This is a genomic window from Pseudarthrobacter polychromogenes (assembly GCF_014644495.1).
GTDB classification, from domain to species: domain Bacteria; phylum Actinomycetota; class Actinomycetes; order Actinomycetales; family Micrococcaceae; genus Arthrobacter; species Arthrobacter polychromogenes.
In genome coordinates, this window is record NZ_BMKU01000002.1 from 178,218 (window position 1) to 191,772 (window position 13,555).

Annotated in this window: 12 protein-coding genes and 1 pseudogene; 6 read left to right on the forward strand and 7 right to left on the reverse strand. The window is 65.8% G+C overall.

Going from position 1 to position 13,555, the window contains the following annotated elements:
• The first annotated feature begins 35 nt into the window (after positions 1-35).
• Both IEX43_RS04115 and IEX43_RS04120 read left to right on the forward strand, forming a co-directional pair.
• Positions 36-797 (forward strand): isoprenyl transferase, encoded by a 762-nt coding sequence (locus IEX43_RS04115; RefSeq protein ID WP_104185378.1) that lies wholly within the window; start codon positions 36-38, stop codon positions 795-797.
• Between the two features lie 239 nt (positions 798-1,036).
• On the forward strand, positions 1,037-2,455 hold the full coding sequence (locus tag IEX43_RS04120; RefSeq protein ID WP_188730342.1) for a PhoH family protein: 1,419 nt from the start codon (positions 1,037-1,039) through the stop codon (positions 2,453-2,455).
• 477 nt (positions 2,456-2,932) lie between these two features.
• Here the strand turns inward: IEX43_RS04120 and IEX43_RS04125 are convergent, their stop codons facing one another.
• Positions 2,933-3,580, reverse strand: coding sequence for a GNAT family N-acetyltransferase (locus IEX43_RS04125; RefSeq protein WP_188809202.1), 648 nt, complete (start codon positions 3,578-3,580; stop codon positions 2,933-2,935).
• Positions 3,581-3,623: 43 nt separating this feature from the next.
• Positions 3,624-4,418, reverse strand: coding sequence for a hypothetical protein (locus tag IEX43_RS04130; RefSeq protein WP_188809203.1), 795 nt, complete (start codon positions 4,416-4,418; stop codon positions 3,624-3,626).
• A gap of 58 nt (positions 4,419-4,476) precedes the next feature.
• Here IEX43_RS04130 and IEX43_RS04135 point away from each other — a divergent pair, with 58 nt between their 5' ends.
• Together IEX43_RS04135 and IEX43_RS04140 are read left to right on the forward strand one after the other, a co-directional pair.
• A complete protein-coding gene (locus IEX43_RS04135; RefSeq protein ID WP_188809204.1) occupies positions 4,477-5,025 on the forward strand; it encodes a prepilin peptidase in 549 nt (182 codons plus the stop codon).
• A 67-nt stretch (positions 5,026-5,092) separates the two neighbouring features.
• Positions 5,093-5,564: pseudogene (locus IEX43_RS04140) on the forward strand (NUDIX hydrolase).
• Between the two features lie 123 nt (positions 5,565-5,687).
• Here IEX43_RS04140 and IEX43_RS04145 read toward each other — a convergent pair.
• From IEX43_RS04145 to IEX43_RS04165, 5 genes are all read right to left on the reverse strand, one after another.
• Complete coding sequence (locus tag IEX43_RS04145) at positions 5,688-7,391, reverse strand: MDR family MFS transporter (protein WP_188809205.1); 1,704 nt, start codon at positions 7,389-7,391, stop codon at positions 5,688-5,690.
• Entirely contained in the window at positions 7,388-8,053 is a 666-nt protein-coding gene (locus tag IEX43_RS04150; RefSeq protein ID WP_229666308.1) for a TetR/AcrR family transcriptional regulator, read from the reverse strand. The genes IEX43_RS04145 and IEX43_RS04150 overlap by 4 nt, the downstream gene beginning before the upstream one ends.
• Before the next feature lie 197 nt (positions 8,054-8,250).
• Positions 8,251-9,678 carry a class II fumarate hydratase gene (locus IEX43_RS04155; RefSeq protein WP_188809207.1) on the reverse strand — a complete coding sequence of 476 codons (1,428 nt, stop codon included), beginning with the start codon at positions 9,676-9,678 and terminating at the stop codon, positions 8,251-8,253.
• Between the two features lie 87 nt (positions 9,679-9,765).
• Positions 9,766-10,380, reverse strand: coding sequence for a carbonic anhydrase (locus IEX43_RS04160; RefSeq protein ID WP_104185370.1), 615 nt, complete (start codon positions 10,378-10,380; stop codon positions 9,766-9,768).
• Between the two features lie 9 nt (positions 10,381-10,389).
• Entirely contained in the window at positions 10,390-11,070 is a 681-nt protein-coding gene (locus IEX43_RS04165; RefSeq protein WP_229666309.1) for a DUF4245 domain-containing protein, read from the reverse strand.
• Positions 11,071-11,294: 224 nt separating this feature from the next.
• On the opposite strand from IEX43_RS04165, the gene glpX reads away from it, so the two are divergent.
• Together glpX and IEX43_RS04175 are read left to right on the forward strand one after the other, a co-directional pair.
• Positions 11,295-12,317, forward strand: coding sequence for a class II fructose-bisphosphatase (gene glpX, locus IEX43_RS04170; protein ID WP_181038053.1), 1,023 nt, complete (start codon positions 11,295-11,297; stop codon positions 12,315-12,317).
• Between the two features lie 91 nt (positions 12,318-12,408).
• Positions 12,409-13,464: a lipid II:glycine glycyltransferase FemX gene (locus tag IEX43_RS04175; protein WP_188809209.1), complete on the forward strand. Its 1,056-nt coding sequence runs from the start codon at positions 12,409-12,411 to the stop codon at positions 13,462-13,464.
• Positions 13,465-13,555 lie beyond the last annotated feature (91 nt).

A 13,555-nucleotide genomic window follows, 5' to 3' on the forward strand; every position in this document is an offset into this window, starting at 1 on the left:
AGTACGTACAGCGAGGAAGTCAGGTGAGTGGACGCGTGGAGTTGCCCGGGTTCCTCTATGGCTTCTATGAGCGCAGGCTGCTGAAGGACCTGGCCCGCGACCGCATTCCCCGCCATATCGGCGTGATGGTGGACGGCAACCGCCGCTGGGCCAAGCAGTTCAACGCCCCCACCAGCCAGGGGCACCAGGCCGGCGCCGACAAGATCCACGAGTTCCTTGGCTGGTGCCAGGAGCTGGGGGTCAAAGTGGTCACCCTGTACATGCTCTCCACGGACAACATGAACAGGTCCAGCGAGGAACTGGACCTGCTGATGGGCATCATCGCCAACACCCTGGACCGGCTGGACGAGGACGCCAACATCTCCGTCCACGCGATGGGTGCTCCGGAACTACTTCCGGACTACCTTGCCGAGCGCCTCAACAAGCTGACGGCGCGCACCCCCGTCCTGGAAAAGATCCATGTCAACGTGGCGGTGGGATACGGCGGCCGCCGGGAAATCGTGGACGCGGTGCGCGAGCTCCTCCATGACGCCGTGGCCAAGAACAAGGACATCGGCAAGCTTGCGGACGAGCTCTGCGTGGATGACATCTCCCGCTTCCTCTACACCCGCGGCCAGCCGGACCCGGACCTGGTGATCCGGACATCGGGGGAGCAGCGCCTCTCCGGGTTCCTGATGTGGCAAAGCGCCTACAGCGAGTTCTACTTCTGCGAGGCACTGTGGCCCGCGTTCCGGAAAGTGGACTTCCTGCGGGCCCTCCGCGACTACGCGGGAAGGCAGCGCCGCTTCGGCTCCTGACAACTCCGGTTCATCACAAGTTCACACCACTGCAACACGAATCGCCGCTTAATGGTTGCGGAAACTACCTGGGGTGGATTTACGTTATATCCATCAGCTGGCAAAACCGCCGGCTGATCGGGGAGGCCAGTACATGGAGCGAATCATCGCACCGGTTGTATGGGAGGCCGGACCCGGCCTCCCGGCCGAGCCGCCTCACCAATAACAATTCCGGGCTGGTGCCCGGGGCTGGAGTCGATGTGGCTACTTCTGAACAACTGCCCGAGGTCGTTTTTGACCAGGGAGGGAAAGCTACCTCTCGCGCCACGCGAGCCACCTCACAAACCGGTTCAGCAGCGGATGCTGCGGCCGGTTTTGCTGTCTCCGGAAGGGAAGCCGCCATTAACACCTTCGTCATCGACACCTCCGTCCTGCTGTCAGACCCCCGCGCCCTGCTGCGCTTTGCGGAACACGAGGTCATCGTTCCGATCGTGGTGATCACCGAACTGGAGTCCAAACGGCACGACCCCGAGCTGGGCTATTTCGCCCGGAAAGCGCTGCGGCTCCTCGACGACCTCAGGGTCAAACACGGCGGACTGAACCAGCCCATTCCCATCGGGGACGACGGCGGCTCCCTCATGGTGGAGCTCAACCACATCTCCTCGGAGGTGCTGCCGCTGGGCTTCCGGAGCGGGGACAACGACAGCCGCATCCTCGCCGTCGCCAAGAACCTCGCCAACGAGGGCAGGAACGTCACCGTGGTATCCAAGGACCTGCCCATGCGGGTCAAGGCCTCGGCCATGGGGCTCACCGCAGACGAATACCGCAACGAACTGGTGAAGGACTCCGGCTGGACCGGCGTTGCCGAGGTCGAAGCCAACGAGCAGGAGATCTCAACCCTCTACGGCCACGAGCCGGTGTTTATCCCGGCGGCAGCGGAAATGCCGGTCAACACCGGCCTGGTCCTGCTGTCCAACCGGGGGTCTGCCCTGGGCCGGGTGGGCCCGGACAAGCAGGTCCGCCTGGTCAAAGGCGACCGTGACGTGTTTGGCCTGCACGGGCGCTCTGCCGAGCAGCGGCTGGCCATCGACATGCTGATGGATCCCGCCGTCGGCATCGTGTCCATCGGCGGCCGGGCCGGCACCGGAAAGTCGGCCCTGGCACTGTGCGCCGGCCTCGAAGCCGTCCTGGAACGGCGCGAGCACCGCAAGGTCATCGTGTTCCGGCCCCTCTACGCCGTGGGCGGCCAGGAACTCGGCTACCTTCCCGGCTCCGAGTCCGAGAAAATGAACCCCTGGGCGCAGGCCGTGTTCGACACGCTCGGTGCCCTGGTCAGCCAGGAGGTGGTGGAGGAGGTCATGGACCGCGGCATGCTCGAGGTCATGCCCCTCACCCACATCCGCGGACGGTCCCTCCACGATGCCTTCGTGATCGTTGACGAGGCCCAGTCGCTCGAGAAGAACGTCCTGCTGACCGTCATGAGCAGGATCGGCCAAAACTCGAAGATCGTCCTCACCCACGACGTCGCCCAGCGCGACAACCTGCGCGTCGGCCGCCACGACGGGATAGCCGCCGTCGTCGAAACCCTGAAAGGACACCCGCTCTTCGGCCACATCACCCTGACCCGCTCCGAACGCTCGCCCATCGCAGCCCTGGTCACGGAACTGCTCGAAGGCTAGTCCCCGGTTGAGCAGCAAGGGCCGTGGCCGGGTTCGCCGGGGCACGGCCCTTTCGTTTGTGGCAGTTGTTGGGTCGTTCGTCCCCAGCACTTCGCCGTCGTTGGGTGGTGCAGCCGTGGCTGGGTTCGCCGAGCCACGGGCCTTCTCCGTCGCTTAGACACGACGCATAGGGCCACCTACGGTCGCTGGGCGACCTCCGGCAGCCGATGCGCCGCGATGCGCTCCTACGAGAAGGCCCGTGACCCGCCTCGTGCATCTTGAGCCCAAGGCGCGCCTTGGCACACGTCCGGTCCCAGTGCTTCGCGTAGGAGCGCATCGCCGACCAGAACGTTGCGCAGGTCGCCCAGCGACCGTAGCGGCGCGGCGGGAGGTGTCTAAGCGACGGCGAAGTACTGGGGGCGGACGAACCCAGCCACAGCTGTACACCTGAGCGCGGAGAAGGTCTGCCTCGCGGCGCACTGGACCGCGGACACCCGCTCAGGTGATCTTGAGGAACTTCGATGCTGCTTCGTGGCCCCCTACCCTGAGGGTCCAGTCAGGGCGCTTGAAGGAGTCCGGGGTGAGGCGGACGTGCTGGACTGTCTCGACCCGGGTGCCCCAGGCCTTGCGGGTGATGCCGTTGAGTTCGTAGCCGAGGGACCGGGAGACGCCCAGGGAGGCCTCGTTCCAGTCTGCTGCTTCTGACTCGGCCACTTCTGCGCCCAGCCAGTCGAACGCATAGAGCGCGACGGCGGCGCGCATCTCCTTGCCCAGGCCGCGGCCCTGCACGTTCTGCCTGAGCCAGGATCCCGTGCTGACCGTCTTGAGGGTGGCGAATTCCTTGGCCCCGACGTCCTGGCAGCCGATGAACTCACCTTTGTGCCAGATGCCCAGGAGCAGCGTCCAGGAGTCCGGCGTGCACTCGGCGCGGCACCGCCAGTACCAGCGGGCCATGTTCGGTCCAAGCTCTTCGGCCGGAAGCTCAGTCCAAGGAGTGCTGAACGGATTCCTGCCGGGCTCGTGGATACCCGTGCGCGCTGCTGCAACTGCCGCCGGAATCTCGTGGTCCTGGATGGGGCGGAGCTCCAGCCGGGGCGTGGCCAGCGTGAGGTCGAAGAGTGGCCACACGGCGTTCGGTGAAGTCATCCGCGAAGCCTAGCCGATGGGTGCCGGTTGTGGCCTGTCACAGTCAGGCGGGAACGTCCCAGCTGATGTGGCGGCGGACGTCGGTGAGGTTCATGGATTCGGCCAGGAAAAGGTCGTCCAGCATGTATTCGTCCACGGCAATAATCCTCAGCCAGTGACCGTACTGGTCCGTTTCAGGTTCAAGTGAGCGGCTGGACACACAGACGCCGGTGCCCAGGTCCACCCTGATCATGGAGCGGCCCGGCATGCACAGGGGAGCGGCGGGATCCGCGGGATGGTAGGCGGCGGTCGGGGCCACCACCGCCTCAAGCGCCGGCCGGCCCTCACACTCAACGCGGCGGACATCCTGGACCTCCACGGGGTTGCTGCCGGGGAACTCGAGGGGCACGGGAGCGTTGCCGGCAAGCTCCACCGGATCCAGCGCCGCGGAGAAGCGTCCGTTGCCGAAGCCGGGCTCCCCATAGGCCGCCTCGGGGCGCCGCCGCACCAGGCCGAGGTCGTCGTAAACGGGCGTCACCAGGTGGGGCGGCAGGAGCCAGGATTTCCGCGTGGAGCTGATGTAGAGCCCGTCCCTGGAGTCGTTGATCCCCGTGGTGCTGTGGAGGACCAGTCCTTCAGGGCTTTCCAGGCGGAGGGCTCCGGGGCGCCGCAGCCAGGCACGGACCAGGGGAGCTGCAGGGCTGGGAGCTTCCGTGAAGGGTTCATTCCAGTACTCGAAGCGCAGCGACTGCCATTTCCAGGGGGAGGACCGGCACAGGTTCCGGAACATCGCTGCAAGGTCCGTGGGGGCAGCTCCACTGTCCGGATCCGGCCGGTGCCGGAAGTCCCACGTCGCCATATCCACAGTTTACGCGCGGGCGGTGCGTGGGCGGGTGGAAATCCAGTAGCATCCGAGGGTGATCCATCGACTGGGCGAACTATGGCAGCACACTCCGCCGGCCTTCTGGCTGGTGCTTGCCGCGTGCGCCTACTTCGCGGTGATGGCCGTCCGGCTCACGGTGATCGACGTCCGGCACCATCTGCTGCCGAACAGGATCGTTTTTCCGTCGTATGCCGTGGCCGGCGTCCTGCTCCTGGCGGCGGCGGCCGTGGCCGGGGCGGGCTCCGTCCAGGGGCCTGCTGGTCCACTCGCAGGCCTTGCGTCCCAGCCGATGCTCCGGGTCGTGGCCGGGGCGGCCATCCTGTGGCTCTTCTACTTCCTCCTGCGGCTGGTGTACCCGCCGGGTATGGGCTTCGGGGACGTGAAACTCGCCGGAGTCCTGGGAATGTACCTGGGCTACCTCGGGTGGGGGCATCTGTTTGCAGGCACGTTCCTGGCCTTCCTTTTGGGCGGTCTCTGGTCCGTCGCACTCCTGGCGGCCCGGAGGGGAACGCTTAAATCGTCCATCCCCTTCGGCCCGTTCATGCTCGCCGGAGCCGCCGCAGCGATGCTGCTGCCGGCCTGACTTTCAGCGGCCGGGATCGGGGTGTACGGGCAGCCGACGCTGGAGAACAGTTCGGTAGGCTGGCACAATGCCTGCGCCTGACTATGTCCTGAAGCTTCGCAAGAAAATCGGCAACGATCCGCTGTGGGTCCCGGGGGTGCGGGGCGTGGTGGTGGATGCCGCGGACCGCGTGCTGCTGGCCCAACGGGCAGATAACAGGCAGTGGGCCCTGGTGAGCGGCATGCTTGAGCCGGGCGAACAGCCGGCCCGCGGGCTGGTGCGGGAAATCTTTGAGGAAACGGCGGTGGTGGCCGAACCGGAGCGCGTGGTGTCTGTGGGGGGCCGTGGGGCCCTTCACCTACCCCAACGGCGATGTGTGCGAGTTCCTGGACGTCGTGTTCCTCTGCCGCTACGTCTCAGGGACTGCCCGGGTTAACGATGACGAGTCGCTGGCCGTCGGCTGGTTTGGAATCGATGAACTGCCCGACCTCATGGCCGGACACCTCACCAGCATCCACCGTGCCCTCGCATCCGCCGAAGCCGCGCACTTCGAACCCTGATCGAATCATCGCGGCCTCATCATAAGGAAGCACAACAGGGGCGCCGCAACCCCCAAGATTGCGGCGCCCCCGCCCCACGTGCGCGGCAGCCCTGCAGCGTGATTGCCGCCAGGACGACGGCGGTCAGTTGCGCTGGGAGACCAGCTCGCCGTCCTCGTCTTTGACGCTCTCCACAGCCCCGGCATTCGGTGACCTGTCCGCGCCTGCTGTTGCTGGTGCCGCCCCGGGTAGCCCCGCGGCGAGCCGCTCGGCTTCCTCGCCACCCACGGCCTCGCCGCGGGCCACCATGCCCGCAGTGTCCGAGAGCGGGATCTGCTTCAGCGTGATGGCCAGGACCAGGGCCGCCGCAATGAAGGGGATCAGGTACCAGAACACCGGGGCCAGGGACTCGGCGTAGGCGTTGACGATGGCGTCGCGCAGCTGCTCCGGAAGCTGGCTCAGGGCCTGCGGATCCAGCGTGCTGGTGGACTGGGCCGCCTGGTCCGCCGACGCGCCGGCGCCGGTAAAGGCACTGGTGAGGGACTCCGAGAGCCGGTTGGTGAAGATCGCGCCGAAGACGGCCACGCCCATGGCGGCGCCCACTTCGCGGAAGTAGTTGTTGGTGCTGGTCGCGGTGCCGATCTGGTCGGCCGGGACAGAGTTCTGCACCACCAGGACCACTACCTGCATGATCAGGCCCAGGCCGGCGCCGAAGATGAACAGCTGGACGCAAATGACCCAAATGGGGGTGCTGGCGGCGAGGGTGGTCATCCAGAGCATGGCGGCCATGGTGAGCGCCGCGCCCAGGATCGGGAATATCTTGTACTTGCCGGTCTTGGAGATCCGGATGCCGGAGTAGATGGATGTGCCCATCAGGCCGGCCATCATGGGCAGCATCAGCAGGCCGGACTCAGCCGCGGAGGTGCCCGAGGACATCTGCAGGAAGGTGGGCACGAACGCAATCGCGGAGAACATGCCCAGCCCAAGGGTGAAGCCGATGGCCGTGGCGTTGACGAAGATGCGGTTGCGGAACAGGCTCAGGGGAATGATGGGATCTTCGGCCCGGCGTTCCACCATGACAAAGGCGGCCGCGGATAGGACCATGCCAGCGCCGAAGGCCCATGTGAGGGGGGAGTCCCAGCCTTCGTCCTTCTGTCCGCCGAAGTCCGTGAAGAAGATGAGGCACGTCGTGGCGGCGGACAGCAGGACGACGCCCAGGATATCGATCCGCTTGTCTGCCTTCTTGTTCGGCAGCGTCAGGGTGAACCACGCAATGGCGAATGCTGCGATGCCGATGGGGATGTTGATGTAGAAGGCCCATTCCCAGGTCAGGTGGTCCACAAAGAAGCCGCCGAGCAGGGGGCCGGCCACGGCGGAGAGGCCGAAGACGGCGCCCAGCGGGCCCATGTATTTGCCGCGGTCCTTTGCCGGCACAATGTCGGCGATGATGGCCTGCGAGAGGATCATGAGGCCGCCGCCGCCCAGGCCCTGGATGGCACGGAAGATGACGAAGCCCCAGAAGTCGGTGGCCAGGGCGCAGCCCACAGAGGCCAGGGTGAAGAGGGCGATGGCTGTCAGGAACAGGTTGCGCCGGCCCAGCATGTCACCGAATTTGCCGTAGATGGGCATCACGATGGTGGTGGCCAGCAGGTAGGCGGTGGTGATCCAGGCCTGGTGTTCCACGCCGCCCAGCTTGCCTACGATGGTGGGCATGGCGGTGGAGACGATGGTCTGGTCCAGGCTGGAGAGCAGCATGCCGGCTATGAGGGCGGAGAAGATGATCCAGATGCGTTTCTGCGTCAGCAGCAGCGGGCCGGCTGCTGCCTTGGGACTGGCGGCGGTGCTCATGAGTGTCCTTCTGCGGGTACCGGGAGTTCGAATGGCTGTGAAAAGAGCTCGCTGGCAGCAGAGATGTTCTCCATCAGCAGCTCGGAGTACGGGCGGGTGTTGCCCTCGGAGAAGTAGGCCATGCTGCTTTTCCGGGCGATGGTCCCCAGCAGGACCACAGCCATCTGGACCACGGGGTGGTCCGGGGCCACGCCTTCGCGAAGGGCGACATCCCGGGCGAACTGGGCTTCCCGCTGCTCGGTTACTCCGATGATCCGGAGGATCAGCTGAGGCTCCTTCTTGACGACGCCGATCAGCTGGCGGGTTTCCTCTTCCGAGGCGGCCATGTGCTCGGACAGTTTCAGGGAAAGCCGGACGAGGTCCTGGAACAGCGTCGGGGAGATTTCGCCGGCGGGCGATGCGTGCCCGCCCGCGATGAATTCCTCCAGGACACCTGCGGGGATGTCATCGTCGATGTGGCCGAGGACGGCATCTTCCTTGGTGGGGAAGTAGTTGAAGAACGTCCGGCGGGAAATGTCGGCCTGCTCGCAGACCTCCTCCACGGTATAGCCGCTGAGGCCGCGTTCGGCGGTCAGCTTCCGGGTGATCGAAGTGATCGCGGCGCGCGTTGCTGCCCGTTTGCGCTCGCGGAGGCCGCTCCCTATTGCTGCACTTTCATTCACAAAGTAAAGTTTTGCACTGACCGTAAATAAGTGCAACTTTTGAAAGAGGCGCGAAGATGGAGTTTTTGTCCACGTATGCAGGGTTGAGCGGCGCTGAAGCCTGCACATCTGGACAAAAACTCCACAGTGCGACGACGGCCGGTACCTTTCGTGGGAAGGTACCGGCCGTCGTCGTACTTGAACGGTAAGTGCGGAGGCTACGCCTTGTGGGCGGGAGCCGTCATGGTGGTGACATCCAGTGCCTTGTCCAGGTCCGCTTCGGAGACCTGGCCCTCGCCGTCACCGACGAAGCCCAGCTTCTCGGTGGCCTGGCGGACGGTCAGGCCCTCCGCCACGGCCGTCTTGGCGATCTTGGCCGCGTTCTCGTAGCCGATGTACTTGTTCAGCGGGGTCACGATCGACGGTGACGCCTCTGCCAGGAAGCGGGCACGCTCCACGTTCGCGGTGATGCCGTCGATCATCTTGTCTGCCATGACCCGGCTGGTGTTGGCGAGCAGGCGGATGGATTCCAGCAGGTTGGACGCCATGACCGGGATGCCGACGTTCAGCTCGAACGCACCGTTGGTGCCGGACCAGGCGATGGCGGTGTCGTTGCCGATGACCTGGGCTGCCACCATAATGGAGGCCTCGCAGATGACCGGGTTGACCTTGCCGGGCATGATGGACGAGCCGGGCTGCAGGTCCGGAATGGCAATCTCGCCAAGGCCCGTGTTGGGGCCGGACCCCATCCACCGGAGGTCGTTGTTGATCTTCATGAAGGAGATGGCGATGTTGCGCAGCTGGCTGGACGCCTCGATCAGGCCGTCGCGGTTGGCCTGCGCCTCGAAGTGGTCGCGTGCCTCGGTCAGCGGCAGGCCCGTGTCCGTGGCCAGCAGTTCGATGACGCGCTCCGGGAACCCGGCCGGGGTGTTGATGCCGGTGCCCACCGCCGTGCCGCCAAGGGGAACTTCGGCCACGCGGGGGAGCGAGGCGTTGATGCGCTCGATGCCGTAGCGGACCTGGGCCGCGTAGCCGCCGAACTCCTGGCCCAGGGTCACCGGCGTGGCATCCATCAGGTGGGTGCGGCCGGACTTGACCACGTCCTTGAATTCAACAGCCTTGCGCTCCAGCGATTCGGCCAGGTAGCCGAGTGCGGGAATGAGGTCGTTGATCAGGGCGGAGGTGGCAGCAACGTGCACCGACGTGGGGAAAACGTCGTTGGAGGACTGCGAGGCGTTGACGTGGTCGTTCGGGTGGACAACCTTGCTGCTGCCGGCCGCCTTGAGGGCGCGGGTGGCCAGCTCGGCGATCACCTCGTTGGTGTTCATGTTGGAGGACGTGCCGGAGCCGGTCTGGAAGACGTCGATGGGGAAGTCGCCGTCGTACTTGCCCGTTGCGACCTGGTCCGCGGCCTCTGCAATGGCTTTGGCCAGCTCGCCGTCGAGCACACCCAGTTCAGCGTTGGCCTGGGCGGCAGCCTTCTTGACCCGGGCCAGCGCTTCAATGTGCGCAGGCTCCAGGGTCTTGCCGGAAATCGGGAAGTTCTCCACTGCCCGCTGCGTCTGCGCGCGGTACAGTGCGTTCACGGGGACGCGGACTTCGCCCATCGTGTCATGTTCAATGCGGAACTCTTCAGTGGAAGTCATGGGGCTAGCTTAGGACGCCCGGGCGCCGCACCGAAAACCGTGAACTGCCTGCTACACGCTGCCAGCGGAGCCGTTCCTGAACGCCCCTTAGAGCTCGCCGATTCCGGAAACAAGGTTCGCGCGGCCCTCAGCCAGGCTGTACGAAAGGCCGATCACGGCGGCCTTGCCTGACCCGATTGCGTCGGAAATCACACGGGAGCTGTCCACGAGCCGTTCCGAGGTCTGCTTGACGTGCTCCACCACCATGTCGTTGACGTCGGTCTGCTCGTTGCGAAGCGACGTCAGGACGGACGGCGTGATCCGTTCCACGAGGTCCCGGATGAAGCCTGCCGGCATCTGTCCGGTTTCCACGGCCGACTTCGTGGCGCTCACGGCACCGCAGCTGTCGTGTCCGAGGATCACGATCAGCGGCACCCCCAGCACGCCGATGCTGTACTCGAGGGACCCCAGGACGGCGTCGTCGATCACCTGGCCTGCGGTCCTGACGACGAAAACGTCGCCCAGGCCGACGTCGAAAATGATTTCAGCGGCGAGCCGGGAATCGGAGCAGCCGAAGATCACGGCGAACGGGTGCTGGTTCTCCACCAAAGAGGACCGGCGCGACGCATCCTGGTTGGGGTGCGAGGTCTCACCGTTGACAAAACGTTCATTGCCTTCGCGCAGCCGGCGCCAGGCGAGTGCGGGAGTCAGGTAGGTAGTCACGCGCCTACCTTACGGCGCTGCGGCGGGGGAGGGTGAAACTGTGACAGCCGGGTTGCTTTCCAGGGACGTGACGACGGCGTCCGCCAGTGCGGCGAACTCGTCCAGTTGGGCCTCCCCGGACAAAACGACGGTGGTCCCGCGGTAGTCCAGCACCAGGGATTTCTCACCCTTGCCGGTGTCCCGAAGTTCCCATTCCTGCCCGCCGGCGCTCCGGGAGCCGGTGACGGGTGCGTTGCGTGTCTGCTGCAGCAGCCAGGTGGGGTTCGCGTTCCTGGTCTGCACCAGCCCGATGAAGGACTCCTTGGGCGTCAGGTATCCCACTTCCCAGGTGGGGACGCCGTTGCCGGTTCCGGCTTCCCACCGGGCGTAATTGGGGCGGAAGCTGCCGCCGGTGTCCGGCGCGACGGGTGTGAATCCTGCCACATCCGTGGCATTCCGCGAGACGGCTGCCACGTCGATATTCGGCCGGTAGCCGTCGCTCTTGGGCAGCGGATTCATGAGGATGATGGGCAGGAACGCGGCAATGCTCACCACCAGGGCGATGATCATTCCGATGACCGAGGCGTTGGCGCGCTTGGCGGCAGCAGCCGGAATGACAGGCTTTACGGGCGCATTTCCTGCCGCGGCGCCGGGTCCGCCGTTGCCCTCGGATCCGGCCGGCTCTGGGCTGGGACTGGTCTTTTCCTGCATGTCATTCACCCCTCTATAGTCGCCCATTCCGGCAGCCGACTTCCATTTGGGCGCCTCAGGCCCCCTGCCGCCGTCGCCGGTACATTGCGCGGGCGCGTCATCCGCCACCCCGTTGAGCGGCTCGCGACTATGATCGGTAGCAGAGGAATCACCGCGCTGCTGCACCGGCGGGGCGGGTTTTATGATCGCCACTCGAAGAAGAGGTTCACGTGTCACCAGCGTCCATGACCCAGAAGTACTCCACGATCTCCCCGTCCCTTGCCGTAGGCATTGACGAGCCGGACCGCAACCTTGCCCTCGAGCTTGTCCGCGTGACTGAAGCCGCAGCCATCGCCGGCGGCCACTGGGTGGGCTTCGGCGACAAGAACAAGGCCGACGGCGCAGCGGTCGACGCCATGCGCTCCTTCCTCCAGACCGTCCACTTCAACGGCGTTGTGGTCATCGGTGAGGGCGAGAAGGACGAGGCCCCCATGCTCTTCAACGGAGAGCGCGTCGGTGACGGCACCGGCCCAGAGTGCGACGTTGCCGTCGACCCCATCGACGGAACCCGCCTGACGGCCCTGGGCATCAACAACGCCCTGGCCGTCCTCGCGGTGGCCGAGCGCGGCTCCATGTTCGATCCTTCCGCCGTGTTCTACATGGAGAAGCTCGTCACCGGCCCCGAAGCCGCGGACATGGTGGACCTCCGCCTCCCGGTCAAGCAGAACCTGCACCTCATCGCCAAGGCGAAGGGCGTCAAGGTCAACCAGCTCAACGTCATGATCCTCGACCGCGACCGCCACAAGCCGCTGGTGGAGGAAATCCGTGAAGCCGGTGCGCGCACCAAGTTCATCATGGACGGCGACGTCGCCGGTGCCATCGCCGCAGCGCGGACCGGCACAGGCGTTGACGCGCTGATGGGCATCGGCGGCACGCCGGAAGGCATCGTTACAGCCTGCGCCATCAAGTCCCTGGGCGGTGTCATCCAGGGCCGCCTCTGGCCCACCAGCGACGAAGAGAAGCAGAAAGCCATCGACGCCGGCCACGACCTGGAGCGGGTCCTCTCCACCAACGACCTCGTCTCCAGCGACAACTGCTACTTCGCCGCCACGGGCATCACCGACGGCGACCTGCTGAAGGGCGTCCGCTACTCCAAGGACAAGGTCCTGACCCAGTCCATCGTGATGCGTTCCAAGTCCGGCACCATCCGCTTCGTTGACGGCGAGCACCGCGCCGACAAGTGGGAGGGCTACGCCCGCAAGAGCTGACGCCCGGCGCGCTAATTCGCCAGGCCCCCGGAAGTGCGCACCGCACTTCCTGGGGCCTGGCGTTTTAGGCGCTTGGTATAGGGTTGAAGCCATGATTCCTGCTGTTGTGCCCTGTACTGACCGCGCCCTCTGGGACGACCACGTTGACCGGTTCCAGGGACATCCGCAACAGTTGTGGGGCTGGGGCGAAACCAAGGCCATGCATGGCTGGACCGTTGACCGCGTGCTCATCAACGACGCCGGCAACACCATCGGCTGCGCCCAGCTGCTAATCCGCCGGCTTCCACTTCCCTTCCGGGCCCTGGTGTACATTCCGCGGGGGCCCATGTGCGCCCCGGAGAACGCGCAGGCGGTCCTGAACCGGCTTGCCGAGCACGCGGCAGTCCGGCACGGTGGCGTTGCCCTGAGCATCGAACCCGACTGGGACCAGGACTCTGTTTTTGCAGGAGCCGTGGCAGCCGCAGGATTCCGTCCGTCCGCCAACACGGTGCTGATCCCGCGCACATTGATCCTTGACCTCACCAGGTCCGACGACGAGCTCATGGCGGACATGTCCAAGTCCACGCGTGCGAACATCCGCAAGGCGATGCGCAGCGACGTTGAGTTCCGCAAGGTGAAGAACGACGCCGAACTTGAGCAGGTGCTCGCGATCTACCACGAGACGGCTGAACGAGCCGGGTTCGGGATCCACGAGGACCAGTACTACCGGGACATTTTCCGGAACATGGGGGACGGCTCACCCATCATTGGGGCGTTCGACGGCGAACAGCTGCTGGCGTTCGTCTGGCTCGCCAGGAGCGGCGCCACAGCCTTTGAGCTCTACGGCGGCGTGTCCGCAGAGGGACAGAAACAGCGCGTCAACTACGGCGTGAAGTGGGCGGCGCTGCAGGCGATGCGGGAAGACGGCTGCCGCCGGTACGACTTCAACGGACTCCTCAACGACGGCATCTCCGACTTCAAGAAGCAGTTCGCCAAGCACGAAAACATGCTCCTGGGAACCTGGGAGAAGCCGCTCTCGCCGCTGTACCCCGCCTACGCCCAGGCCATGCCCCTGGCGCGCCGGGGACTGCAGACGGGACGGCGCGTCCTGAAAGCCGCTGCCGGCCGGGTGCGGCCCGTGCTTCAGCGGCTGCGCCCCGGCAGCTAGCTTCACCCACCAGCTGCGCCCAGCAAAGGGCGACGGCGGCACCCCGCCCGGGTGCCGCCGTCGCCCTTTGCCGTTGCTGTCCGAAGCGCCG